Annotated in this window: 22 protein-coding genes; 3 read left to right on the top strand and 19 right to left on the bottom strand. The window is 69.5% G+C overall.

All coding sequences use genetic code 11. The features are described from left to right. Positions 1–23: 23 nt before the first annotated feature. From OG490_RS28225 to OG490_RS28195, 7 genes are all read right to left on the bottom strand, one after another. Positions 24–971 (bottom strand): aspartate/ornithine carbamoyltransferase family protein, encoded by a 948-nt coding sequence (locus OG490_RS28225; RefSeq protein ID WP_330299072.1) that lies wholly within the window; start codon positions 969–971, stop codon positions 24–26. Then, the gene (locus OG490_RS28220; protein ID WP_330299071.1) at positions 964–1866 is read right to left on the bottom strand and encodes an ATP-grasp domain-containing protein; all 903 of its coding nucleotides are present in this window, start codon (positions 1864–1866) and stop codon (positions 964–966) included. Before OG490_RS28220 ends, OG490_RS28225 begins: the two co-directional genes overlap by 8 nt. Further along, on the bottom strand, positions 1863–2978 hold the full coding sequence (gene vioD / locus OG490_RS28215) for a capreomycidine synthase (protein ID WP_330299070.1): 1116 nt from the start codon (positions 2976–2978) through the stop codon (positions 1863–1865). The genes OG490_RS28220 and vioD overlap by 4 nt, the downstream gene beginning before the upstream one ends. Then, positions 2975–4360: a condensation domain-containing protein gene (locus tag OG490_RS28210; RefSeq protein ID WP_330299069.1), complete on the bottom strand. Its 1386-nt coding sequence runs from the start codon at positions 4358–4360 to the stop codon at positions 2975–2977. The genes vioD and OG490_RS28210 overlap by 4 nt, the downstream gene beginning before the upstream one ends. Then, positions 4353–6230, bottom strand: a complete 1878-nt coding sequence (locus OG490_RS28205; RefSeq protein ID WP_330299068.1) for a non-ribosomal peptide synthetase — start codon at positions 6228–6230, stop codon at positions 4353–4355. The genes OG490_RS28210 and OG490_RS28205 overlap by 8 nt, the downstream gene beginning before the upstream one ends. Positions 6231–6267: 37 nt before the next feature. After that, the gene (gene gntD, locus OG490_RS28200) at positions 6268–7266 is read right to left on the bottom strand and encodes a guanitoxin biosynthesis L-enduracididine beta-hydroxylase GntD (RefSeq protein WP_330299067.1); all 999 of its coding nucleotides are present in this window, start codon (positions 7264–7266) and stop codon (positions 6268–6270) included. 85 nt (positions 7267–7351) lie between these two features. Then, a complete protein-coding gene (locus OG490_RS28195) occupies positions 7352–8629 on the bottom strand; it encodes an MFS transporter (protein ID WP_330299066.1) in 1278 nt (425 codons plus the stop codon). A 362-nt stretch (positions 8630–8991) separates the two neighbouring features. Here OG490_RS28195 and OG490_RS28190 point away from each other — a divergent pair, with 362 nt between their 5' ends. Beyond that, positions 8992–10053, top strand: coding sequence for a LuxR family transcriptional regulator (locus OG490_RS28190; protein WP_330299065.1), 1062 nt, complete (start codon positions 8992–8994; stop codon positions 10051–10053). 27 nt (positions 10054–10080) lie between these two features. Here the strand turns inward: OG490_RS28190 and OG490_RS28185 are convergent, their stop codons facing one another. The 9 genes from OG490_RS28185 to OG490_RS28145 form a co-directional block, all read right to left on the bottom strand. Further along, complete coding sequence (locus OG490_RS28185) at positions 10081–11658, bottom strand: aldehyde dehydrogenase family protein (RefSeq protein ID WP_330299064.1); 1578 nt, start codon at positions 11656–11658, stop codon at positions 10081–10083. Beyond that, on the bottom strand, positions 11658–13043 hold the full coding sequence (gene lat / locus OG490_RS28180; RefSeq protein WP_330299063.1) for an L-lysine 6-transaminase: 1386 nt from the start codon (positions 13041–13043) through the stop codon (positions 11658–11660). The genes OG490_RS28185 and lat overlap by 1 nt, the downstream gene beginning before the upstream one ends. A 95-nt stretch (positions 13044–13138) precedes the next feature. Then, entirely contained in the window at positions 13139–13912 is a 774-nt protein-coding gene (locus tag OG490_RS28175) for a thioesterase domain-containing protein (protein ID WP_330299062.1), read from the bottom strand. A 58-nt stretch (positions 13913–13970) separates the two neighbouring features. Beyond that, on the bottom strand, positions 13971–16994 hold the full coding sequence (locus OG490_RS28170; protein WP_330299061.1) for an AMP-binding protein: 3024 nt from the start codon (positions 16992–16994) through the stop codon (positions 13971–13973). Between the two features lie 10 nt (positions 16995–17004). Beyond that, positions 17005–18024 (bottom strand): TauD/TfdA family dioxygenase, encoded by a 1020-nt coding sequence (locus OG490_RS28165; protein WP_330299060.1) that lies wholly within the window; start codon positions 18022–18024, stop codon positions 17005–17007. A 26-nt stretch (positions 18025–18050) separates the two neighbouring features. Continuing rightward, the gene (locus OG490_RS28160; RefSeq protein WP_330299059.1) at positions 18051–19442 is read right to left on the bottom strand and encodes a hypothetical protein; all 1392 of its coding nucleotides are present in this window, start codon (positions 19440–19442) and stop codon (positions 18051–18053) included. 37 nt (positions 19443–19479) lie between these two features. Further along, positions 19480–20802: a hypothetical protein gene (locus tag OG490_RS28155; protein ID WP_330299058.1), complete on the bottom strand. Its 1323-nt coding sequence runs from the start codon at positions 20800–20802 to the stop codon at positions 19480–19482. After that, positions 20792–21748, bottom strand: a complete 957-nt coding sequence (gene sbnA, locus OG490_RS28150; protein ID WP_330299057.1) for a 2,3-diaminopropionate biosynthesis protein SbnA — start codon at positions 21746–21748, stop codon at positions 20792–20794. The genes OG490_RS28155 and sbnA overlap by 11 nt, the downstream gene beginning before the upstream one ends. 13 nt (positions 21749–21761) lie before the next feature. Further along, positions 21762–22853 carry an ornithine cyclodeaminase family protein gene (locus tag OG490_RS28145; protein WP_330299056.1) on the bottom strand — a complete coding sequence of 364 codons (1092 nt, stop codon included), beginning with the start codon at positions 22851–22853 and terminating at the stop codon, positions 21762–21764. A gap of 247 nt (positions 22854–23100) precedes the next feature. Here OG490_RS28145 and OG490_RS28140 point away from each other — a divergent pair, with 247 nt between their 5' ends. After that, on the top strand, positions 23101–23808 hold the full coding sequence (locus OG490_RS28140) for a 4'-phosphopantetheinyl transferase family protein (RefSeq protein ID WP_330301100.1): 708 nt from the start codon (positions 23101–23103) through the stop codon (positions 23806–23808). A gap of 109 nt (positions 23809–23917) precedes the next feature. Here the strand turns inward: OG490_RS28140 and OG490_RS28135 are convergent, their stop codons facing one another. Both OG490_RS28135 and OG490_RS28130 read right to left on the bottom strand, forming a co-directional pair. Next, positions 23918–24064 (bottom strand): hypothetical protein, encoded by a 147-nt coding sequence (locus OG490_RS28135; protein ID WP_330299055.1) that lies wholly within the window; start codon positions 24062–24064, stop codon positions 23918–23920. Continuing rightward, a complete protein-coding gene (locus OG490_RS28130; RefSeq protein WP_330299054.1) occupies positions 24061–24345 on the bottom strand; it encodes a hypothetical protein in 285 nt (94 codons plus the stop codon). Before OG490_RS28130 ends, OG490_RS28135 begins: the two co-directional genes overlap by 4 nt. Positions 24346–24362: 17 nt before the next feature. Here OG490_RS28130 and OG490_RS28125 point away from each other — a divergent pair, with 17 nt between their 5' ends. Continuing rightward, positions 24363–24641: a hypothetical protein gene (locus OG490_RS28125; protein WP_330299053.1), complete on the top strand. Its 279-nt coding sequence runs from the start codon at positions 24363–24365 to the stop codon at positions 24639–24641. Here the strand turns inward: OG490_RS28125 and OG490_RS28120 are convergent. Then, complete coding sequence (locus OG490_RS28120) at positions 24623–24982, bottom strand: hypothetical protein (RefSeq protein WP_330299052.1); 360 nt, start codon at positions 24980–24982, stop codon at positions 24623–24625. The genes OG490_RS28125 and OG490_RS28120 overlap by 19 nt on opposite strands. Positions 24983–25728 lie beyond the last annotated feature (746 nt).

Raw genomic sequence — 25728 nt, 5'->3', positions numbered from 1 at the left:
GGCGGCAGAACGGCAGACGCAGGTCAACCGCCCAGAATCTCCTCCAGCAGCGCCATCCTGATGTGGACGGCATTCGCCGCCTCCCGCCAGTACCCGTTGTGCGCAGTGGCGTCCACGTCCAGCGACAGTTCGTCCAGGCGCGGCAGCGAGTGCAGTACGAGGAGTTCGGGGCGAGCTTCTGCTTCGAGCATCGCGCGGTCAACCCTGTAGGCGGCGGGAGTCGACGGCTTGTCGGCCTCCGCGAGGTGTCGCCCCACACCGTAGTCGGGCTGCACCACGGGCTCCATGTACACGGCATCGGCCCGCGGCAGTCCCTCCGCGATCGAGGAGATCCTTTCGACCGTGCACCCGGAGGCCCTCACCTCTTCGATGAGCGCGGGGTCCGGGCTCATGTCGTCCGGGTGCGCGAGCAGCACGGTGCATCCGTAGTGCCGCAAGCCGAGCAACACCGATCGCATCGTGCGCATCCGGAGATCACCGCTCAGGATCCAGGTCGTTCCGTCGAGCCGGCCGCAGTGCTCACGGACCGTGTACAGGTCCGTGAGCGCCTGGGTGGGGTGCTCGCCCCAGCCGTCGCCCGCATTGATGACCGGTACGTTCGCGTGCGCGGCGAACGACTCGGCTGCTCCCGTCTGCGGGTGCCGCAGCACGATGACGTCGCCGTAGTTCGAGAGCATCGTGGCGATGTCGCCCAGGGACTCCTGGAAATGGTCTCCCGCTCTGGTCGAAGCCGGATCGGCGAAACCTGCGACCCGACCGCCCAGGCGCAGCATCGCGGACTCGTGGGAGAGCCGGGTGCGCGTGCTGTTCTGGTAGAAGGCGCTCACCAGGATGCGTCCGTCGAGGGAGCGGAGCGATTCCTCGCGCGAGCGCCTGGCCACCATGGCGACGCGGTCGAAGAAGACTTCGAGTTCCACCCTCCCGAACTGGCGCATGGAGAGGAGGTCTGCCCGCTTGAGAGTGTCAATCATCTTTCTTTCCGCCCACCCTGGTTTGACTGTGATGAGTGATCCTGCGGACCACGGCGTCCGCGAAGTCGTCGGCGGCCTCGGGTCGGTGACAGAAGAACAAGCACGGACTCGTCAGGTCCAGCTCGATCAGTTGGAGCCGTCCGTCGTCCGCTCGGATCAGGTCGACCCTGGCGTACAACTCGTCACGGCAGTCCGCCGCGTCGATCACGGCCTGCGCCACCTCTCTGAGTTCCGGAGTGAGCGGATGCGGCTCGTGCGTACCCCCGTAGCCCTCGTGCACCCGTATGTCGCCCTCGGGTGGACGCTTGACGAGCGCGTGGCTGAGCCGGCCGTCGATGCAGACGACGGAGAGCTCGCCCTCGGTGCGGATGCTGCGGAGGAACGGCTGCAGACACCACTCACCCGTGCCCGGGGCCTCACCGAAGTGGGTCGTCCGGACGGACGACAGCAAGGCCACGCCGCGTCCCCCCAGCGCCGTGACGGGCTTCACCACGCCTTCGGACCAGCCGCGCCGCTCCGCAACGGCACGGGCCTCGGCCGGGTCCCGGACCACGACGGTGGGTACGACCGGAGCACCGGCCTCCGCCAGCTTCGCCAAGTAGCCCTTGTGATGGTTGCCGTGGACGGCTGCGACCGAGTTCGCGATCGTTGTTGCTGCGGACACCTGCTCGTACCACTTCAAGAACTCCGGCGAACGGTCCGGATAGTCCCAGGGCGATACGACGACCACCAGGGCGAACGAACTCCAGTCGGCCGTGGGGTCGTCCCAGGGCAGGATCGCCGGCTCGATGCCGCGGGCCCTGAGTGCCGCGAGCAGGATCCTGTCGTCTTCGCAAAGGTCCGGATCGCGTGTCGAGGTGACACAGGCCACCGCTTCGAAGGTGCTGTCCGTCATGGGCGGACTCCGTGCCCCAGGAGGCTGGACATGGCACTGAGACCGTCGTCGAGCTGGTCGGCCGGGACGCCGAAACCCAGCCGGACGTGGCCCCGCGAACCGAAGCAGCTGCCCGGGACCAGCAGGACGCCGTGGTCCCGCATGAGCCGGTCACAGAAGACCTCGTCGTCGACTCCGTGCAGCCGGGGAAAGGCCACGGCGCCTCCGTGCGGACGCACCCAGCCGACATGGTCCTCGTGATCGTCCACCCAGGCGGCGACCCGCTCCACGTTCTCGCGCACGAGGCGCATCCTCGGCTCCAGCAGGGCGTCCGCGCCCCGCACCGCGTGCAGGGCGACCGTCTCGACCAGGGGCGACAGCGCCAGGGTCGTGTAGTCGCGCAGGACCACGAGTTCCTCGATGAGCTCCTCGGGGGCGAAGCACCAGCCGACCCGCAGGCCGGGCAGCCCCAGCCCCTTCGACAGCGTCCCGAAGGAGATCGCACGTGCGTAGGACATCGCGGGATTGGGGGGTGTCCCGTGGTCGTACGTCATGTCCGCGAACACCGAGTCCCAGATCAGGTACGTGCCGTGCATCCGGGCGATGTCAACGATGCGGCTCTGTTCTTGCGGACTGACGCTCATACCCGTCGGGTTGTGCGGGAAGTTGGCGATGACGGCTCGGGTCCGGGGCGTCACCAGCGTGGCGAGCTCGTCCAGATCCGGTGCGAAGCCGTCCTCCCAACGCAACTTCCAGGGAACGATCTTGCAGCCGATCGCTTCCGCGATGCCCACCAGCGTGTGGTAGGCGGGCTCGACGACGACCACTTCGTCACCGGGGCGCAGGATGGTCGTGAGCACCATGTACTGCACTTCGCCCGAGCCTGAGGTCACCATGACCCGGCCGAGGTCCCCGTCGCCCCATCGCTCGGCGATCGCGGCGCGCAGTTCCGGGGCGCCGCAGGACCTGCTGTCCCGGAACACCACGTCGGCGAGGTCCTCGGGCTCAAGTGCCGTCAACCGGAAGAGATCGGTCATGGCGTACGGCTCGACCCCACTGGAGCTGATGTCGATCCGGGCGTCGAAGTAGTAGTCGCGCAGCCAGTCCTCGAGTGGGGCTCGGCGGAGCTTCACGGGGTGATCCCTTCGGTTGGCACTGTTGCTCGGGACACCGGCTCGTCGACGAGCACGGCGAAGCGGCCGCCGGTCCGGGTCGATGGCGGAGGGTGGGGGACCGGGGTGTCGGGCCCCATCGCCGCCATGGCGCGCAGCAGGCTGCATACCCGGTCGGCGAACCGGGCCACGGCGGGTGCCTCGCAGCCGGTGTCCGGGTGGATGAGGTGGATGCGGAGCCGTTCGGGAGAGACGATGAACTCCACGCTGAGCCCGAACTTGACCGCGGTCGGCGAGGGTGCGGGAGTCGGTTCCATGGCGATTCCCGGCAGTTGCCGGGACTGCTCTTCCTCGGAGGAGGTCACGATCACGTCGAACAGCGGGCCATGCCGGTCCGCGCGCATCCTCGCCGCGGCGCGCACCACGTCCAAATGGGGGGCGTCGGAGTCCTCCACCACATCGAGGAAGCCGTCCCAGACCCGCTCCACGGCGTCCCGCAAGGTGCCGTACCGGTCGATGGGCAGCCGGAGGACGACGGGGTCGACGAACATGCCGACCACGGAGTCCAGACCGGGAAGGTGCCGCTTGGCGATGTTCGCGCCTACGACCACTTCGTCGGTGGCACACCACTCCGACAGGGCGATCGCGCAGGCGGCCAGGCCCAACCCGTACAGGGTGATGCCCTCGGCCGAAGCGCGTGCCGTGAGGTTGATGAAGTCCTGCCCCTCGACGGTCGTGTGCACCTCGCCTGCGGGTGCCCCGTACACATCGGGAGTCTGCGGCTTCCCCCACGGCGTCGTCGCAGGCCCGGCCACCGCGATGCGGGCCCGGCGCGCGATCGCGGACGGGGCGCCCGGGTCACGGTGTACCGAAGACTCCCAGCGGGCGAATTCGGCGTACGTGGCGGGCGGTGCGGGCAGCTCGTGCGGGTGCGGTCCCAGCAGTGCTGCGAGGTCGTCCCTGATCAGCTGGATGGACCAGGCGTCGACGGCGATGTGATGACAGGTCCACAGCACGTGCGAGGCGCCGGTGGGCTCGGTGGCAAGCACGATCCGGGCCGATGAGGCGCCGAGATCGAACGGTTCGGCGTGGGTCGCCGCGATCAGTGCGTCGACGGCCCCTTCGGCCGCCGCCCCGTCGGGCAGGGTGACGGTCCTGAGGGGGACCTGGTCGGCAGGGAGGGTAAACCGGTTCGGGATCCCCGTGGCGTCCGTACGGTAGGCGCCGCGCAGCACCTCGTGACGTGCGAGGACCGCGCGTACGGCGTGCTCGACGGCATGGGCGTCCCGTCCCACGCAGCGCCAGCCGAAGCTGATGTTGTAGTGCGTGGCGGAAGGATCGAGTTGCCAGAGGAACCAGAGGCGTTCCTGGATGGTGGACAGCGGTGCTGCCTGACTAGACACGGTGTTCCGTCAGCTCCTTGCTCGGGCCGCCGGTGCCGGCGGCCTGCTCCGTCTCGATGAAGCGAGCGAGCTCGCCGGCGGAGCGTGCGCGCAGCAGCCGGGTCAGCGGCACGGCCACCCCGAACCGGGCCCGAAGCCCGGCAATGACCCGCATGGCGGCCAGGGAGCTTCCGCCCTGCGCGATGAACCCCTGGTCGGGGTCGAGGCCGGTGCGGCCGAGCACGTCCTGCCAGGCTCGGACCACGTCGGCACAGACGGGATCCAGCAGCGGGCCGTCCGGGAGCGGTGCGCTCACGCTCATGGTGGCGCGGTCGGCGTCCGTCTCGGCCAGCAGGACGCGGTCGACCTTTCCGTTGACCGTGACCGGGAAGGTTTCGCAGGCGAAGAACTCCGCAGGGACGGCATGGGGCGGCAGGGCGCCTCGGCAGTGGTCGGCCAACTGACCGTTCTCCTGCGCGGTCAGCGCACGCGGATTGGGGGCTCCGACCCGCCTGACGTATCCCAGGAGGCGAGAGACCTCCGCGCCGGCCGCCTTGACGACGACGGCCCGCTCGACCCAGGGCAGCCGTTCCAGGACCGCTTCGACCTCGCCCAGTTCGAGCCGGAAGCCGTGGATCTTGATCTGTGCGTCCTCCCGCCCGAGGAACTCCAGCACTCCGCCGGGGAGGAGCCGTCCACGGTCACCCGTGCAGTAGACGCGCGTGCCGGGTTCATCGGGCCCGGTCCTGATCTCCACGAAGCGGTCCCTGGTGAGCTGGGGCGCGCCCAGGTACCCGCGCGCCAGGGCGCCGCTCACCGCGATCTCCCCCGTTTCGCCGAACTCGAGGGGCCGCAGGTCGTCGCCGAGGATGTGGACTGAGCTGTGGGCGAGAGACGTGCCCACCGGTACCGGGCGGTCCGGATCGCTGACGGCCTCGCCGCTCACGACGTGCATGGTGTTCGTCACGACCGTCTCGGTGGTTCCGTACACGTGGATGAGTGGGACTCCCCAGTGCAGCCACCGGCCGACGAGGCCGCGGTCGAGCCTGTCGCTGCCGACAAGTACGCGGCGCAGGGCCGCCGGGGGCCGGCGGCCCTCTTCGTGCAGCTGGCGCACCCATTCGTGCCAGTACGTCGTCGTCAGTTCGACGGACGTCACACCGCGCTGCTCCATGAGGCTCGTCAGCTCGTGGGGGGCCAGCGGGCCGTTCTCGTGGGCGAACGCGATCGTGGCGCCGGCGATCAGGGCGGGAAAGATCTCTTCGATGACGACGTCGAAGCCGAGAGCGGCTATCTGCAGCACCACGTCGTCGGCCCGCAGGGGCAGCCGGTCGGCGAAGGCCCGGGCGAAGGCCGCGAGTTCCGCGCGTCCGACGGCCACACCCTTGGGCCGCCCGGTCGACCCCGAGGTGTAGAAGACATAGGCGAGCGCGGCCCCGTCCGGCTCCGGAAGGGACACCTCTGCGGCGTCCGGTTCCGTGTCTCCGTCGCCATTGCGGAGAATGCGGGGGCCGTCCGGGACCGAAGCCTCGTTCCCGGGATCACAGATCACCACCTCCACGGCGGCTTCGGCGAGAACCGCGGCCAGGCGCTCCGCGGGCTGCCTGCGGTCCAGAGGCAGGAAGGCGGCGCCGGCCCTCAGGGCGGCCAGGGCCGCGATGGTGAAATCGAGCCCCGAGTCGAACAGTAGGCCCACGATCTGCCCGGGTGTCACACCGGCCTTGAGTATCCGTCGTCCCAGGGCCTCGCTGGCACCGTACAGCTCGCCGTACGTCATGCGGCGGGACGGGCCCCCGTCGAGCGCGACGGCGGACCGCTGCGCTGCCACCTGAGCAGCGAATCCGGCGAGCACGTCCTGAGCGCCAACCACTGCGGCGTCACTCGTGTCCATGGCCTGCCTTCCTTCCTCTCTTCCTGTCGCGACCCGATCAGTGAGCGACGTGGCTCAGTAGGCCGCTGCGCACCGCACGCGAGGTGCGCAGGTCCCGAGTGACGCATACGCGCTTGAGCCAGCGGTCGGTGCCGTCGTAGCGGGCGGTGAAAGGCTTCCTGCCGTGCACGACGACGTGGTTGTCGATGAAGCAGTAGTCCCCCGGCTCCAGCGTGACGTCACGCAGGCGACCGTCCATCACCTCGGTGATGGCCTCCAGCGCGCGGGCGGCCTGGTCGTCCCCTTCGACTGGCGCCCAGAAGGACCGGTCCGCACGGATGTAGGGCCGCTCGGGGTCACCGAAGAGGACGGCGAGCGGCTCGGGACGGTGCAGCATCGCCTCGATGCGCGCGAAGTCCTCATCGGCCTGGACGGTGTTGCTGGCCGGCAGGTGCGACTCGTCGGGCTGGATGGTGAAACGCTCCTCGAACAGGACCTTTACGTCGTCGGGGTCCAGGTCGAGGTCGACGGTGTCCGCCACTGTGGTGGCAGCGCCGTCGGGGTTGCGCAGGCAGCCGAGCACCACGAAGTCGGGGCGGTGCTCGTGGAAGGCGTCCTCCGTGTGCCACTCGAGGACGGACTTGCTGGCCGAGCCCAGCTGCTTGTGCTCGTTGCCCCGGATGGGCAGGACGTCGTGGATGATGCGGCCGTTCTGCTGGGTCGCCCAGCCGAAGACCTCTCCGATGACGGCCGAGTACAGGACCAGCCGGGTGTCGAACACCTCGGTCCGCCGCGGGTCTCCCCCGTGGTCCCAGTGAGCGGGAGTCGGTCCGATCCCGGCGCCGTCGACCTCGTGGCCGCCGATGATGCACGTACCGAGTTCCTCGCGGCGGAAGCGGTTGAGGAAGTGGTGGATGCTGGAAGGCAGTTCGGCGGCGATCGCCGCCGCGTCGACCAGGAAGTCGAGGTCGTCCGCCGTTCCGTAACGGTCGAGCGTGCGTCGCGCGAGTGCGTTGACTTCGTCGAGTTCCTGCGGGTCGAGTACGAGCTTGGGCACGCGATCTCCAAATGGCGCGAGGGAAGGACATGAAGGAGGAAGGAATGAACGGGGCGCGGACCGCACGCGAGGGGCGAGAGGGCCCTCAGAGCGTCGCGTCGTCCGGCGCCGGGGCGGGCTGCTGCTCGGCCCGGCCCAGGGGAAGGAGCAGGAGGGCGGGGATCTGGAACAACGGCATCAGTCCGAAGACGACCAGACTGGTGCGGACGCCGAAGTACTGCCCGACCACACCGCCGGCCAGTGCACCCAGGGGCGCCGCACCCCACGCAAGGGTCCGGTACGCCGCCGTGACCCGGCCCAGCAGCCGGTCCGGCACCTGCTGTTGCCGGTAGGTCACAGTGATGACATTCCAGACGACGACGGCTGCGCCGTACAGGGCCAGGCCCGCGGCAGCAGCCACGGCTCCCGGGACGCACACGGGAAGCAGCATCCCCGTCGCGATGAAGACGATGGCGATCGGCAGCAGAAACCGTGCGGCGATCACACGGTGGAGCAGGGGGACGGCCAGCGCGGCGGCCAGGCTGCCGGCTGCCGACACGGCGAGGATCAGGCCGAACTCCCGGGTGGCCAAGCCCATGGGCCCGGGGGTGACGGCGTAGAGCGCGAACTGGGCAAACCACCCTGCGAACGCCGTCGCACCGAGCGCGGTCGCCCAGGTCAGCGTGCGCAGGGCCCGGTGGTCCCAGAGGAACCTGAAGCCTTCACGGATGGCCGGGAGGACCTTCGCGCCCGACGGGGCGTCCTGGCGCGGAATGCGCAGCCCGCGTACGAGGAACAGCGCCGCCGCATAGACCAGGGCAGTGCTCAGGGTGAGGGGAGTCAATGCCAGCGCCGCGAGGATTCCCGCGAGCGCAGGACCGGCGAACTGGGCGCTCACCGTCTCGACCGCGGAAAGTCGGGCGTTGGCACGGTTCAGGCGGTCCCCCGGCATGACCGAGGGCATGACCGTCTGCGCGGCCGTGTCGTACGCGACCTCGCAGATGCCGAGCACCAGAGCCGTGACGATGACCGCGGACAGTCCCACGGCGCCGGATGCGAGCATCGCTGCGACGCAGACCAGCACCGCGCAGCGCACCGCGCTCGCCAGAACGAGCACCCTGCGCCGGTCCCAGTAGTCGACCAGAACCCCTGCGAACGGGGCGAAGAACGCCCACGGAGCACTGCGGCAGAAGGCGACGAGCCCCACCGCGATCGGTGCCCGGGTGGCGTTCAAGGCCAGCAGGGGCAGCATCACGGTGGCGAGCCCGTCCGCGAGGAAGGAGACGCCGAACGGCCCGATGATCCTCCACAGGCCCGGGTCCGTAGCCCCCTGCTGCTGCCCGGTCTCCTCCTCGGCTACCCACGGCCTCGTCGGGCGTGTCACCCGCCCCAGCCCGTGTGGTCCTCGGGCCCGGAAACCAACGGGTCCGCCACGGCGGTGGAGTAGCCCCACCCTGTGTGAGCCAGCGTGGTGCGGGAAGTCTCGGTCTCCATGGTTACGGTGCGCAACGACGGCACGATGGCAGAAGTACCCGTGATTGCCAGCGCGATAGCGCCGGCAATGAGGAGGAGAAGGCCCTGGGTGGGGCGAGACCTACGGTCGGTGGGCATGGAGTGGTCCCCCTTGCAAGGGCCCGGGTGGGCCCGTCGTTCGTTTCGGCGATGTGAAAAGACTGATCGAAAACACGTGCGCTGGCCACGTATGCTGGTGATCAGCAAGCTGCACGTCAGAAAATGTGGGGGGACATGTCGGGTCAGAACAATAAAGAAAAGATATTTCTTGCTCCGACATGGAGCGACGCCCACTCCGCCGCATACCGTTCCATCCTCAATAGGGGCGGCTATGATTCGGAATGTGTGGTTCGGGATACCGGGCTGAGTTCGCACGAGGCGGAAGCTCTGGTGGACGACCTCCTCGCCCTGCGACTCCTGCGCAACGGCACTGTGGGTGACGACGACGTGGTGGTCGCCGCAGACCCCAAACTCGCGACCGCACGGCTGCTTGGGCCCGCTGAAGCAGCGCTCCGGCGCCAGGAACGGGAGATCGAGACCTTCCGGGCCGAACTCGACGAACTGTCAAGCGTGTTCACTGACAGTCGCCGCGAAGAGACCGGTGGCGGCCAAGTGGAGTGGGTCGACGACCTGGACACCGTGCTGTCCCACATCTCCGCCGCCGCGCGGGAGTGCACGCTCGAAGTCCTCACCGCCCAGCCGGGTGGTGCCCAGCCGGCCCACGTGCTGACGGAAGCGCTGCCGCGGGATCTCGAACTGCTGCGCCGCGGTGTTCAGGTGCGCAACCTGTACCAGCACACGACGCGGTTCGACCCCCCCACCCAGTTGTACGTGGAGCAGGTGTCCCGCCTCGGCGCCGAGGTGCGGACGATGCCCGAGTTCTTCGAGCGCATGATCATTTTCGACCGCAAGATCTGCTTCCTCGCCGCGCCGGACGATCCGACGTCGGCCCTCATCGTCCGACAGCCGGCCATGGTGGCCTTCCTGCTCGGACTCTTCGACCGGTTCTGGAACGGGGCGCAGCCGTACAGCGGTACGGCCGACGGCTACCTGAATGCGCACACCCACACCCAGGAGATCCACGTCAGGATCGTCGAGATCCTCGCCGACGGGCTGAAGGACGAGGTCGCCGCCCGGCGTCTGGGCATGTCCGTAAGGACACTGCGCAAACACATCGCCATGATCATGCAGGAGACGGGGGCCACGAGCCGCTTTCAGCTCGGCTGGGCCATGGGGCTCCAGCACAGGCCTGCCGACGCGCCCGCGGCCACGGCGGACGACCCCTCCCAGCCCTGACGGTGAAGGCTCCCCGCACGCCTGGCCTCAGCCGAGGCGGAAGTCCGGATCGCCGGTGATGTCCGTGACATCCATCTGCGCCCGCTGGAGCTGTCCGGAGTAGTCCCAGTTGAGCGCCTGCCAGCGGGTGAACTGGTCGAGGACCCACATGCCGGACTGCCGCGAACCGTTGCCCGACCGGCCGTTGCCACCGAACGGCAGATGCGCCTCGGCACCGGACGTGGAGTTGTTCACGCTGACCATTCCGGCCCGCACACCGCGCCGGAAGCGGAACGCGGTCGCAGCGTCCTTGGTGTAGATCGCGGCCGAGAGTCCGTAGCCGGTCGCATTGGCGAGCTCCACTGCCTCGTCCAGGCGGTCGTAGCTCATGACGCCGACCAGCGGGCCGAACGTCTCCTCCTGGAAGATCCGGTCGTCCGGCCGAACCCCGTCGACGATCGTCGGGTGGTAGTACAGGCCGGATTCCGGGTCGCCGACGAAACCATCGCGCGGCCGGGCCGCGGTGATACGGCCCAGGTCCGTGGACCCGCTGGGGGTGTGGTGCGGCTCAATCCAGCCCAGGTACTGCTCAAAACGGTCCGCGAACCGCCGGTCGATCAGAGGGCCGTAGAGCACGTCGCGCCGTGGATCGCCGATCGCGGACGAGGCGACGGCGGCGGTGAAGCGGCTCAGGAACTCGTCGTGCAGGGACGAGTGGACCAGCACCGTTCCAAGAGACGTGCAGCGCTGGCCGGCCGTGCCGAACCCGGAGAAGAGCGCACCTGTCACGGCGAGCTCCACGTCCGCGTCCTCGGCGACCACGAGCGGGTTCTTGCCGCCGAGCTCCAGGCAGGGGTTCTGCAGGTACCGACCTGCCAGCGCTCCGATCCTGCTGCCGACCTCGGTCGATCCGGTGAACCCGATCTTGTTCAGGTCTCCCGCCTCGAGTGCCTGTTCCAGACCGTTCCAGGTCTGCTCGCCGTCGGCGAAGACCAGGTTCAGTACGCCGTCCGGCACTCCCGCGTGGATGAGCAGGTCGAAGAGCGCCGCCGAGGTGGCGGCCGCGTACTCCGCGGGCTTCCAGACCACGGTGTTGCCGCAGAGCAGGGCGGGGATGATGTACCAGGCCGGTACGGCGACCGGGAAGTTGCCCGCGGTGATCACCGCGACCACTCCCAGGGGCTCGCGGAACGTGAACAGCTGCTTGTCCGGCATCTCGCTCGGGACCGTCTGCCCGTACAGGCGGCGCCCCTCACCGACGAAGAAGTCGCAAGTGTCGACGATCTCCTGCACTTCGCCGAGCGCCTCGGCGTACGGCTTGCCCGTCTCCCTGGTCACGAGAGCGGCGAGCCGGTCCGCGTTGGCCTCCACCAGGCGCCCCATGGCCGCGACCACTTTGCCGCGTACCGGAGCGGGCACGTCGGCCCAGCGCTCCTGCGCGGTACGGGCGGCCTTGCAGGCGCCGGCGAAGTACGGCGCGTCGGCAAGGTCCAGCTGCGCCACAGTCTCGTTGAGCCGGGACGGGTTCACTGACCGGTATGTGCGCACCCCGGTCCCTGCCGGTCCGGCGCTCGCGCGCTGCCCGGCCACCACCGACGTCAGGACCTCGTTCCGCGTGTCCGCCATCATTTCGATCCTTCCAGGGGGTTCATCGTGTCCAGCACCCGGTCCAGGGCACTCAGCGCAAGGTCGAGTTCGGCTTCGGTGACCGCGAGCGACGGACGTATCCGCACTCCGAGCGGACCTGCGGCCAGCATCAGGACCCGCTCGTCGTCCCGCAGTCGTCGCAGCAGTTCGTCGCGTTCATCGGTGCTCGGCATATCGAACGCGCAGAGCAGTCCCAGGCCCCGAGCCGCCGACACCCATCGGGGGTGGCGGTCGGCCAGCTTGCGCAGGCCGGTGAGGAAGTGTTCACCGAGAACGGTGGCCCGCGGGATCAGCCGTTCGTCCTCGATGACCTCGAGCAGTCGTCGCGAGCGGACCATGTCGACGAGGTTTCCGCCCCACGTGGAGCTGATCCGGCTGCTGACCTCGAAGACGTTGTCGGCCACCTCGGTCACACGACGGCCGGCCATGATGCCACCGACCTGGGCCTTCTTGGAGAAGGCCACCACGTCCGGGGCCAGGCCGAGTTGCTGGTGAGCCCACGCGCTGCCGGTCACACCGACACCGGTCTGCACCTCGTCGAGAACGAACAGCGCGTCGTGGTCGTGGCACATGCGCTGCATTGCCTGGAGGAACCCGGGCCGCATGTGGTTGTCACCGCCCTCGCCCTGGACGGGCTCGGCGATGAAGCACGCGATGTCGTGCGGGTGCGCACGGAACGCGGCCTCGGCCTGGGCGAGGGCATGTGCCTCCGCCGCGTCCAGCCGCGCCTCTTCCTGCGCATCGAGCGGGAAGCGGATCGCCGGCACGTCGATCCGCGGCCAGTCGAACTTCGGGAAGCGGTCCGTCTTGTCCGGGTCGGTGTTGGTGAGCGACATCGTGTAGCCGCTGCGGCCGTGGAAGGCACGGGTCAGGTGCAGCGCCTTCGTGCCCAAGGAAGCGGAGCGTCCGCGGGCCTCGTTGTGCCGACTCTTCCAGTCGAAGGCGCACTTCAGTGCGTTCTCCACGGCCAGCGCACCGCCCTCGACGAAGAACAGGTACGGCAACTCGGGGTCACCGAGGACACGGGCGAAGGTCTCGACGAACTCCGCGAGGTGGGTGGTGTACAGGTCGCAGTTGGCCGGCTTGTTGACGGCGACGGCTGCCAACTGCTGCATGAAGTGCTCATCGTTCACCAGCTGCGGCGGGTTGAGTCCCAGCGGACTGGAGGCGAAGAAAGTGTAAAGGTCGAGGTACGACTCACCGGTGGCCGCGTCCACCAGCCAACAGCCGTGACTTCGTTCCAGGTCGAGGGGGAAGGAGAAACCGTCGGTCAGCATGTGACGGTCCAGAGTGGCGTGCACGTCCTGCGGGCGGACGGCCGCCCTGGCGGTCGTGCCTGCCACGGGTGCGGAGAGATCCAGCATCGAGCGTTCCTTTCGAAGACCGGCTCTGGGCGAAGTGGCCGGTTGGGACGGCAGCAGTCGGAAAAGCGCGGTGATTCGGGCGGCAGCCACCTCGGCTACGGCCCGCCCGGAGGCCCACCGGGCAGTGCGCCGCGCTGCCCGGTGAACAGTTCATCGAGCAGCGCTGCGAGTCCGGCAGCGTGGTGCGGTTCGGTCATCGACTGGTGCGTGCCGGGTGTCCAGCGCGTCCGGACGGCAAGGCCGAGGAGCGCGGACCAGCCCAGGTCACCGGGTGCGGTGCCCCAGCCCTGTTCCCCTGCAGCTCGGACCAGCGTGACCGGCGCGGTGCACGGACGCAGCGGCGGACCGCAGTGCAATGTGCGCACGTGCCGGGTGTGGAGCTCCACGTACGGCCTCAGGTCGTCGGCCGTGTACGGGATCCCGCCCTCCGGCGACAGGGCACGTGCGACGGCTTCGAGCACGCGGTCGGCGCGATCGCCTTCCGTCACGCCTTCGAGCAACTCGGGGGCCACCCCGAAGAGGCCCGCATACTCCTCGACCGTGGAACGCGGCCGGGCCTTGAGGACCTCGGGCGTCGCACTGTCCAGGAGCACCACGCCCCGGACGGGTCGACCGGCCCGTTCCGCGAGCTCGGCCATCGCTACGGCCACGGCGCCCCCGAAGGACCAGCCGACCAGGGTGGCGTCGTCCGCCATGGCCGCCTCGGCCGCTTCGGCCAGGTACGCCTCGGCCAGTTCGGTCACCGTGCACCCGTCGGCCGGTCCGGACCCGCTCGCTTCGAACGCCGCGACCGGGTAGTCGGCAGCGAGGTGCGGCAGCAGCCTGCGGAAGCCGCCGATGCTGCCGCTCGACGGGTGGATGAAGAGCACGGGGCTGCCCGCTCCGTCACGGAGTCGGACCAGGCTGCCCCGTGTCCGCAGTGATGACTCACCCACGGTGCGACGCATCGATGAGCCGGGCGATGGACGTCACGGTCGGCTGCCGCACCACCTGCTGGAGCGAGAGCTCCACATGGCCCTGGGAGCGCAGCCGGTTGACGAGGCGGGCCAGCAGGAGCGAGTGCCCGCCGACGCTGAAGAAGTCGTCGTCCGGCCGCGGCCATCCCTGGTCGAGCAATTCGCGCCAGGCTCCGGCGACGATGCGCTCTTCTGCGGTGTACTCCTCGGGCACGGCCTCCTCGTGCCGCTCGGCGCGGCGGAGCAGCGCCTTCCGGTCGGTCTTCCCGTTCACCAGGACGTCGAAGGCCGGTAGCACCGTGACGGACTTCGGAATCATCGGGCGCGGCAGGTGCCTCTGGAACACCTCCAGCACCAGGTCAGCCGAGGCCGTGCCGGTGACGAACGCCCGCAGGCACGGTTCGTCGCGGTCGTCCAGCACCACTGCTGCCTCGCGCACTCCCTCGGTACCGAGCGCCACGCGCTCCACTTCACCGACGTCGATGCGCCAGCCGTTGAGCTTGATCTGGTTGTCCCGGCGTCCGGACACCCGCAGCGTGCCGTCCCCATCGAGCACACCAAGGTCGCCCGTGCGGTAGACGGGGAACACCTGGCGGGCCAGGTCGAGGTGGCTGAACGGAGAAGTTCCGGCCGTCCCGGTCCGGTACCCCCGGGCCACCCCGGGGCCGCCGATCACGACCTCGCCGCGCACACCGTACGGCAGCGGGAGGCCTTGCTCGTCAACCACCGCGATGGCCGCGCCGGCTATGGCGGTGCCCACGTGCACGGTCCGGCCCGGGTGGACGCGTCCGGCAGTGGCGGTGGCCGTGGTCTCCGTCGGCCCGTACAGGTTCCAGATCTGGGCGCCCGGGAAGAGCGCGGTGATGCGCTGAACCAAAGTGGCGTCGAGCGGTTCGCCGCCGAGGAGGAAGTGGGCGATCTCCGGAAGCACCCGAGGCGCGCCCGACTCGAAGGCGCTCAACAGGGCAGACGCGTAACTGGGTACGCAGTTCAGTGCCACCTGGCCGTCGTACGTGCGCAGTTCGTCGCGTACGGCGTCCAGATCGAGCCGGTCGGCGGCGAGGAAGGTGACGCACCCGCCGCCGTAGAGCACGCCCAGTGTCTGCTTGAGTGACGCGTCGAACACCGGGCTGGAAAGCACCGGCAGCACGGTCCGCTGCGGGAGGAACTCCTCCGCGGACCAGCGCAGGTAGTTGGCCAGGCTGCTCCTGCTGATCTCCACGAGCTTCGGTACTCCGGTGGATCCCGACGTCCGCAGCAGGTAGGCAGGGTCAGCGGGGCCTGCCGTCGGCGCCTGGCTGTCGGGTCGGGAACCGGCCGGGCCGGGCCGGCCGTCCGCAGCAGCGGCTTCGGCCGTGACATCGGCGAGCGCCAGCACTCGGCACCCCTGAGGCACCTCGAACTCCGGCGCGCCCCCGCCTGTCAGCAGCACGCCGGCCTCCGCGTGACGCATCGCGTCGGCCAGACGGGCCACCGGCTCGTGAGGTGAGAGCGGCAGGAACGCCCCGCCCAGTGCGTCCACGGCGAGGAGCGCGGCCAGCAGGTCCGGCTCGGCTTCGGCGAGGACGGCGACCACGGCGCCCGGCTCCAGGGGGCCGACAGCCTCGGCCACGGCGGCGACACGTGCGCCGAGTTCCCGGTAGCTGGCCTGATCCACTCCTCTGCGGTACGCCGGGGCATCCGGGGCGTCCCGCACGTGCTGCCGGAAGCGCTCGGCGAGCGGCTGGGCCGCCGGGCGGCGGAGCCCGCGCGCCATCCCCTCCGCCATCTGCTCCTGAACCGATGCCGGCACCAGGGCGAGCCGGGACAGCTCGACGTCCGGCCGGGCGGCGAGGTCGGTGAGGAGCCCGCTCCAGGCGTGCAGCAGGGCGGTCAGGCGCATCCGCGGAGCAGCTGCGGTGGAGTCGATCTGGAGCGCGCCGCCGCCAGGGGCCAGGCGCAGCGAGCAGGTCAGGGCGTCACCGGCCGGGTGGAACCAGGACGCCTGGTACCAGCCGTCGGGGAGGGCGGGCTCTTCGGTGGCGTCGAAGACGAGGTGGGGCCGGCCGGATCCCTGCGCGAGCGCCGGGACGCCGAGCATGGAACGGGCCTCGGCCAGGCGCTGTGCCCAGCGGTGCAGGGCCGCGGCCCCGCTGCAGTGCGAATCCGTGACTCCGGCCGCCAGCGGAAACACCTGGCCGAACGGGCCGGAGACCTCACCCAGTCCGAGGAGTTCGCGCGTGTCCGCGGCCATGCCGAAGTCGTCCGGGTCGATGCCCAGGCGGTGCACGACGACGGTCAGCGCGAAGCAGGCGACGTCGGAGACGCTGCATCCGGCGTCCGCGGCGAGCTTCTCCATCGCCTGGTACGTCTGCCGGTCGAGCACGTACCGTTCGCTGGCTCGGTCGGTTGCGGACTCGTCGGTCCCGCCGGGAACGAGGTCCGTCACGCCGGGCCTGCCGGCGTTCTCTGCGGGGCACCGGGCGGCCCAGTACTGCTCCTCCTGGGCGAGTTCGCCGCGGCGGATCATCGACCGGTGCCGCTGAGCCACTGCCAGGTAGTCTGCGCGGGCGAGTGCCTGGGCAGGGCCGCCGGCCAGCGAGGTCGCGGTGTCGGCCATCAGCAGTCCGAGCGAGGCGGCGTCGGCGAAGCCGGTCGAGCAGGTGATCTTTACCTCGGGCCCGTCCCAGCCCCCGCTGATGCGGATCCGCAGGGTGCCTCCGGACAGTTCCCAGCCGTGGCCGTCGGCGATCTGCCGTCGGGTGACGTGGTGGGAGCGCTGGAGGGGGGTGCTCGTGTTCTGCGGCCACTCGTAGCGTGCGGTCAAGACCGGGTTGCCGGCCACAGCACGGTAGAGGGAGTCACGCAGGCCGGCCACCGTGGCGCCCGGCACGCGAACGTGAAGGGCGAGCTCGCGGTCGGCCGTGGCGAGCGCTGCCTGCTGGAAGGGGCCCAGTTCGTGCAGGGGGGCCTTGGCGGTGTCGTCCTGGGCGAGGACGCCGGGGAGTTCTGTCACGGTCGACGCCTCAGTTCTTTCGCAGGGAGAGGTAGGACTCGGCGGTCTTGAGGAGAATGCGGCGCGGACCGCTGAAGGGGCGGCGGCCGTGGGCGCTCAGCATGTTGTCCACGACGAGGGTGTCGCCGACCTCCCAGTCGAACTGGACCGAGTGGCGCTCCACCACATCGTTGACGACGCTGATCGTCTCGGCGTCGATCTCGGAGCCGTCCCCCCAGAACACGTTGTTCGGCCAGAGCTGCTCGTCAGAGTCGTCCGGAGACGTGGAGAGCGCTTCACGGATACCGCTGTCCATACGGGAGATGTGGAATCCGTGCGCATAGTTGAACCACACGTCTTCGCCGGTGTACGGGTGGCTGGCGATGGCCGGCCGGTTCTCGTACGTGCGCAGCTGGTCCCCGTCGATCCACTCGACGCGTCGGCCTTCGTCCGCGCAGAGCTTCTCGACGGCCTCGCGGTCTGCGGTCTCGTAGGAGCGCTGCCAGGTGCGGTTGTAGCCGTATCCCCGGGTGTAGAGGAGCCCGCGCTCGGCGAACTGACGGCGTATGTCGTCCGGAATGTCGCGGAGGATCGCGCGGTTGTTCGCGAGCGGCGTCTGGCCCCGGTCCGAGGGCGCGATGTCGCACTGGAAGAAGAGCAGCATCGGCCAGTCGTTGGAATAGCAGAATTCGCTGTGCAGGCGAATGTCCAGTTCTTCAGGGTATTCGCTCGCCGTGTACGTGTCCTTGCTCACCCGGCTGCGGATCGCGGCACCACCCTGGTACTCCACCGCTCGGCCGCCGAAGGCGTTCACCAGTCCGTCGAAGTCGGGGCGGACAGGGGAACGGAACAGCAGGGCGCCGTGACGGTGGAGGTCTTCCCGGAGCTCCTCCCGGTGTTCCCTGATCCATGCGTTGATGTCGGTCTCCGGGGCAGCCTCGAAGACGAGGGGCAGTTGCTCCTTGTTGTAGACGGTCCTGCGGACCGGTTCCGACGTCTCCACGGGATCGCCTGCGGGTGACACCAGACCGGCGAACTTACTTGAGATCACGGTTGCTCTCCGTTGTTCTTCGATGCTCATGGGCAGACGAAGGCGGTGTTCATCACGCCTCCGCGGGGGGTGTTGACAATGGCGGTGGAGAAGTCGGGGCTCTGCCGGACGAGGATTCCGGCCCCCTTCCCTCCCATGACCAGGGGGCTGAACACGGCTGCCGTCCGGATCACGGCGGACTCCTCCGCGCCGGGCAGCCGAACCAACTGCGGCAAGGGGTCCGGTGCATGGAATTCCTGAACCACGTGGTTTCCCTCGGCGACTCCTTCGGAGACGGCCGAGTGCCATTCGGATTCGGTGGCGTCGCGCCCGGCCACGACGCCGCGCGCGCCGAACTGGTCGGCGGGCTTGAGGACGAACCGTTCGCGTTCCTTGAGCACCAGATCGAGCAAGGGCGTCCGCTCCCCCTGCCAGGACACCGCGCCGTCGGTCAGCTCGCGGGTCCACGGCACTGTTCGGCGCACGAACGCGCCGTCGCGGGCGGTGAGCAGGTCCGCGTCCTCGCTGAGCCAGGCCAGCATCTTCTTGCTGGTGTAGACGCCGCCGGCCTCGGGCGCGAGGATCAACGTGGTGTCGTGTCGGACGGCCTCCCGCATCGCGGTGACATCCACCGGGTCCTCGTGGGCGTTGACGATCGTGAACATGCGCAGGGCCACGTCGATGGGGCTGCCCTGGAAGGTCAGCCCGCGTGCGTCGTGCTCCAGCTCGTCGGGGACCGCGAACCGGCAGGGCAGTCCGTGGCGGGCGAAATCGGTGATGACGTCGTCGAAGTACTCTTCTCCGCCGAATCCCGGTCCGCGCCGGTGTCCGAGGATGGCGACCGAGGGCTTGGACCGGCTGCGCGAACGCGCGGCACGTAGGACCACTTCCCTGCGCGGCCCGAAGTTGTCCATCGACGTCAGGCCCGTTCGGCGGGCGAGCGGGGCGAAGGTCGGCTCCTTCCAGTAGAAGCCGTCGATGGCGGCCAGGTGCTCGATGCCGGCGATGGCGCTGTCGAGGTTGCACTCGACGAACCAGGGGCGGCCGCCGCTGACCACGATGTCGGGCCGGGCCATGGAGAAGGCCCAGCGGTTCCACGAGTCGCGGTGGGTGAGCACGCTGCACGGCGGTCGCCGGTACCCGAGCCGCTCCACCAGGGTCGGGAAGTCGGGGGCGCGACGTTCACCGACCTCGGCGATGAGCCGTACGAGGCGGCGGGTCGCGGCCACCATGGCACCGGCCGCCTGCTGCGTGAGCAGGACCGGTCGCAGAGGGACGGGAGCGTTCGGATGCCGGTACGTCCCTTCCGTGCTGTCCGCGTCCATGCCCATGTGTCGGTCCAGGCGCTCGGCACGCTCGTGGCTCTCCCGCCGCGAGCGGCTCGTGGCGAGAAACGTGTCGTCGAGCGTGCGCGCGACGTCTGTCGCGATCAGATCCATCCGCTCCGTCCATCTGTAGGGGTCATCGTCGGGGAGTTCAATTCGCGGGGTGCATCAGGATGTTGATGGAGGCACCGAGGCCGGCGTTGACCACCCCGCCGGCGTCGTCGGGCGCGTGGCGGACCAGACAACCGGCGGGCTTGCCGTCGAAGAGGTTGAAGCCGTATACCGGCCGGACGGACACGTCCTGGCGACGGCGCAGCGAGGTGCGGTAATGGGGCACCACGACGGAGTCGGGACGCGCGTACTCCTGGACTACGTGACCGCCCTCGGCGAGAGCCCGGTCCACGGCCCGGTCCCAGTCCTGCTGGGTGCTCTCGCACCCCATGACCACCCCGTGGCCGCCGTAGTCCGCCACCGGCTTGAGGACGAACTCGTTCCGGCGCTCCCTCAACAGGCGGGGCAGGTCGGTCTCCTCACCGTGGTAGCGAGTCGGCTCGTCTGCCACCTCTCGGGTCCAGGGCAGATGCCGGTCGAGGAACGCACGGTCTTCGCTGCTCATCCAGGGGCGTCCGCATGACATCCACGCGAGGACCGTCTTGTTCTGGAGGAGGAACGCCGATTCGGGGGCCAAGAGATGCGCTCCCCTGCGCTGCGCCTCGAGAACCGGCTCCAGGTCGATGCCCAGCCGGTCCCAGTCGAGTTGCATGAAGTGGCTGAGGACCACGGTGTGGCGCAACCCGCCGTCAGGGCCCAGCAGCTGCTCAGGTTCCACGAAGTCCGCTGCCATCCCGCGGGAGCGCAGGTAGTCCACTTCCAGGTCGAAGAACCGGCGCCCCGGATAGTCGGGGTCGCGCATGCTGCCGAGCAGTGCCACCCCCGGCGGGCCGTCGGCGGACTCCGAGCCGGCTCGGGCATAGAGCGCGTGGCGAGCCGCGAAAGGCTCGGGAGCGTCGTACAGCGGGGCGCCCTGCGGCCCGCGGAAGGCGTCGCGGTGGCACTCCGTCATCGTCTGGATGTGTGGGGGTCCGCCGATCGCACCGCCGATGTTGCACTCCAGGACGCGCAGTACGCCACCGCTGACGACGGCGTCCGTGCGCGACATACAGGCCGCCCAGTCGCGCTCCCGAGGGCTGTCCGTCAGCAGTCGGTGCCGCTCCGGGGCAGCACCGAGCCGGTTCAGCAGGTCGTACGGAGTGGTGCCGTCCTCCCAGCAGGTGCGCTCCAGCAGCCGGGTGAACCTCGACACGACGCTGTAGTGGGAGTCATGTTCCTCGGTGGACACGACGACCGGGTGCAGAGCGATGTTTTCGTCACTGGTGTAAGGAAGGCCGCGGAGCGCGTCGGAGACCCGTTCCGCCTGCTCTTCGGGCTGGAAGTCCGGGCCGGACCACGGCTGGGACGCGATGTCAGGCAACATGGCCGGTCCAGGGGGGAGTCGGGTCATCGGAGTAGACGAGATCCATGTAGCGTTCGCCGCGGTCCGGCAGGATCGTCAGAACGCGTGAGCCGGAGGGCAGTGCGGGTCCCGCAGTGCGGATCGCGCTGACCACGGCGCCCGACGAGGCGCCGGCGAGGATGCCTTCGGTCCGCAGCAGCGCACGGCACCCGGCGACGGCGTCCTCCTCGCGCACGTGGACCACGGCGTCCGGATCGAACCGGGTGGCCAGTTCCGGCCGCATGCTGGAGCCGTGCCCCGGGAGGTGGCGCGGTGCCGGAGTCCCGCCAAAGACCACCGATCCGTAGGCGTCGGCCGCTATGACCTTGAGGTCGGGCCACTGCTCGCGGAGCCTGCGGGAGACGCCTTGGAGGGTCGCGGTCGTGCTCACTGCGATGACGAGTGCGTCCAGCGGCCCGGAGACCTGCTCGATGATCTCCCGTGCCGTGTGGGCGTAGTGCGCCTGCCAGCAGAGGTCGTTCGCGTACTGGTTGACCCACACGGCACTGGGGTCCTCGACGGTGAGTTCCCGGACGCGCGCCAGCCTGGTCTCCAGGAAGCCGCCCATCCGGTCCCGCGCCGACACCATTTCGATGCGCGCGCCGAGGCTTGAAAGGATTTTCAGATTGACGGAGGAGACGTTCGGGTCCAGAACGCAGGTGACGCGGAGGTCGTAGAGCGGGGCGAGAGCAGCCAGGGCAATTCCGAAATTCCCTGATGAGCTTTCCACGATGTGGCCGCCCGGCTTCAGCGTGCCGTCACCGAGCCAGCTTTCGATGACGTGGCGGGCGGCCCGGTCCTTCATGCTGCCGAGCGGGTTGAGGTATTCGAGCTTGGCGTATACCTCGTAATGCTCTTCGCGGAACATTCGCGCCAAATGCACAACAGGAGTGTTGCCGACCGCGTCGGCAATGGATGCGTGTATCACAAGTTCCCTACTCTTACCTGGCGAGATGGGTACCGGAACCCAGTTCCCGGGCAGTCGCGACCACGCGGTGCGCGAGGGCGACGTCCTGGACCGACATTCCAAACGGGTTCACGACGGTTACGCCCTCACCGGGAAGGCCGCCGGACGGGAACTCACCGTTCAGATAGGACCCCAGCTCTCCGTCCACGGCCTTCGCATCAGGACCGGGCGGCGTGTCGCCGTGCCAGTAGAGCGAGCCTTCCCGGTACATGCGGCCCAGCAGGCGGCGGGGGTCACTGCGGACCAGGTTCCAGTCGTCGACGACGAGGCGGGACGCCTGGAGCACCACTTCGGGGAGCAGGTCGTCGAGGGACACGTGGACGACGACGGCATCGGGCCGCAACCAGGCGTGCCGGATGTACCCTTCGGTCACCGTGGTGAGGGGAATGACCACGTCGGCGCCGCGGACTGCATGTTCGGCATCGACCATGACAGTGATCTTCACGCCGTGCGCGGCGGCGACGGCACCGTGGCGCTCCGCGAAGGCGGCGGCGTACGACGGGTCCCGGTCGTAGACCTGGACGGTACGCAGAGCCGCATGCCGGGACAGCAGGAGCCGCAGGTGCGTGTCGCTCTGGGTCCCGCAGCCGATGAGCCCCAGGACCTCGACCGGGCGGGGCGCGAGCGCCTCGATCGCGGCCACGGACACGGCAGCCGTGCGGGTCGCACTGATCAGAGCGGCATCCATCATCGCGTAGGGGTGTGCGGTTTCGGGATCGAAAAGAAGCGTGACGCCGTCGGCACGCGGTATTCCCCGCGCCGTGTTCCCGAGGGACGCATTGATGATTTTCGTTCCGATGGCCCGCTCTGGACCGTCGATGAATCCGGGCATGTTGAGATTCCGGGCACTGTGGCCATCTCGAGTGGTCCAGCCCATATAGGCCTCGTCCGGCACGGTGGTGTCACCCCGGCCGTGCGCCCGCAGCGTGTCGGCCGCGACGGAAACCACATCGATCTGCTCAAGCGCCTGCGCGACCTCGGCACGGGTCAGATAGAAGAGCGTAGGGGAACTGCTGGATCCGGAATTTTCCGAATGCCTTTCCCTGCCCTCGATGTGATGTTCCATCAGCTTGCCCCCGGATTCGTCTTGCCGACCATGCGATCAGCCTCTCCGGTGGAATGCCCTGCGTCCATGGCGTTCGCTGGCCACCAACGTGCGCCGCAACAACATGAGCACCGGCGCCCTCCAGCCTCGTCCCGGGGGTGGAGGGCGCGGTTCTTGCCGGAAGGAGCAGCGATGCCCGCGTTGTTGACCAGGACGTCGATCGCGGCCTCAATGGGTCGCTGACCTGCTCGTCTACCCTCATCGGGTGATGACGTACGTGAACCACCTCGGCAGCAGCGCACCGCAGACCGTCGGGCTGTCGGCGGGCGCGAGTGCGGCGGTATGGGCTCTGGACACGACCTTGGGCGTGGTCGGCGGGTACCCGGTCGCCGAGGCTCTGCCGATGCTCGACGCCGCCGAGCGGGACTGGGCCGAGCGGCTGTCCCGGGAGGGCGACCGGCACCGCTACGTGGCCTCTCACGTGGGCCTGCGCGTACTGCTCGGCGGCTACCTCGGGATGGCCCCGGCCCAGGTGGCGTTGGTCCGCGAGAACTGCCCCCGCTGTGACGGGCCGCACGGTCGGCCCGCCGTGGTCGGCGGCGCACCGCACTTCTCCCTCTCGCACAGCGGCGACGTGGCCTACCTCGCCTTCGCCGGGGTGCCGGTCGGGGTCGACGTGGAGAGGATTCCGGGCGCGGATGCGGTGGCTGACATCCTGCCCACCCTGCACCCGGTGGAGATCGCGGAGCTGACTGCGCTTGCGGAGCCGGACCGCCGGGAGGCGATGGCCCGGGTGTGGTCCCGCAAAGAGGCCTACCTCAAGGCCACCGGTACCGGCCTGGCGCTCGGCCTCGCGGAGCCGTACGTCAGCTCCGGACACACCCCGGCCGAGATCCCCGGCTGGACCCTGACCGACCTGCCGGCCCCACCCGATTACGTGGCAGCCTTCGCCCTGCCCACCACGACCGGGCGTTGACCTCCGCTACGGGCGGCGGTTCTCCCGCCACAGCGCGGCCGGCTCCTCGCGCTCGCTGCTGGTCACCGCGTCGGCACAGCGGCCGCCGCGTGCCCGGTCCATGGTGTCGTCAAGCGTGCGGTTCCCCCCGGGCCGAGGGCGCGACCACCGTGATCAGCAGGCCTCGGCGCGATGTCCAGTTGCCGTGCAGGACCGATGGGGTCCTGTCGGGGGCGGGCAGGCGGGCGTGGAACGTGTGCCGGTCGGCGTCGATCATGACGGCCCTGTCCCCGAAGCGGAGGCGCTCGCGCGTCCGTGCGTACGACGCCTTGAACACCGACTCCTTGATGCTGAACAGCAGCCGGGAACCACCGAGCGCTTCGCCACCACGACGGCGCGGTAGCCGGTGCAGTGGGTGATGCTCCCTCCGAGGCCCGCGGGCCGTACGGGGGCTCGGCGAGGGTCGGTGAGGAGAGGTCCCGGCGGACCTGTCCACCTCGAAGGACTCGACCACCTTGGTGCCCGGCGCGTCGAGGGCGTCGCGGTTGCTCGGCGCACCGCTGACCACACCGCGTATGACGTCCACACGAGCGAGTCGCGGCACGAAGCGGGCCCGATTGGGGGTGCCCGGCAAGGGTGATGTCGACCACGAGCTCCACGGGCTCGCCGCGGTCCACCTCGAGGGTGGCGCCGAGGGACGCCGAGCCACCGCGGGAGCGCAGCGTGCGTGCAAGCCGCCGATGAGTCCGCCGTGGCACGCCCACACCCGGCCGCTGCGGATCCCGTGCATGACGGCGGCGTACGAGAAGCCGGTCGCACCGACGTGTGTCTGCCCCTACTGGCCGGGCCAGTGATCGCCGTCCTTGAGGTTGACCACGGAACCGTGCACCGGATCGCCGTTGTAGCCGTTGCGGCTCGAAGTCACTGCCCGTCCCGGAACGGCGGTGTCCGTGTACACGTTGTGGGAGTCCGAGTCGGCGGTGATCCACCACGGCCGGCCCTCGGACAGCATGCTGTCCCATACGCCCTCGACGGTCGCGGTCATCCAGTCGAAACCGCCGAAGGTGCGGTAGGCGTCGAGCGAATATCCCGGGAACGAGGCATGGGACGGCTTGTGGCTGCAGTGGCCGCGGTACCAGCCCGGTCCCGTCGGCGCCGGCAGTCCGGCAGCCTGGTGGCCCGGGGCACCTTCCATTCCGATCGCGAACCACGTCCGGACGCGGTTGAAGCGCGCCAACGCGGGCCGGCGTCGAGGTCACAGGGGGAGGTCCGTGCGGCCGTAGCGGGGTAGAACATCGAGCCCGGGAGAGCGTACCCGCGAGGAAAGACCGGCTAACGCCCCCGCGGAGCCGGCGCCCGGCCATCCACCACATGCAGAAGCCGCCTCCCCCGACTGGGCACTCAGCCTGGTCCGGGAGGCGGCCCCCATTACTGACGCCCCGTCAAGGCGAAGGCCCAGCGAGCGTTAAACGAGCGTCACGGGCGTCATTTCAGCGTCAAGACATCGCCCACAGCACACATCATGCGCACTGACAAAACCACAGGTCAGACACCTTCCCGCACCGACTCCAGGATGGCCACGCACTCCACGTGGTGGGTCATCGAAATAAGATCTAGCAAAAACAGGTCAAAGGAAACCGCAGGTCAGCGGCTCGTGAGGCGCAAATCGGACAGGCCGCTGGTGTGCGTTACGTGCAGAGTGAGCGGTATGTGCGGCGCCCTGACGCTCTTTGCCCGCCTCTTGTCGCGGCAAAGCAGGGCCCGAGCAGGCCGGGAAGCCAGTCTGGCGCGGAGGGGCACCGCGGGCCCCATGAGGAACGTCCGGAGAACCATTCCAGCCTGGCTGCGGGGCCCCGGAGCCCGCCCGCAGGCTCTCGCCGAGCTCGCGCCTTCTCTCTGCGTATGGCTGCCTGGCGCATACCGCAAGCGTGGGGGTCTCGG

The organism is Streptomyces sp. NBC_00503, assembly GCF_036346895.1.
Lineage (GTDB): Bacteria > Actinomycetota > Actinomycetes > Streptomycetales > Streptomycetaceae > Streptomyces.
The sequence above is the reverse complement of the archived record's forward strand: the minus strand, read 5'-3'. Positions and strand labels throughout refer to the sequence as shown.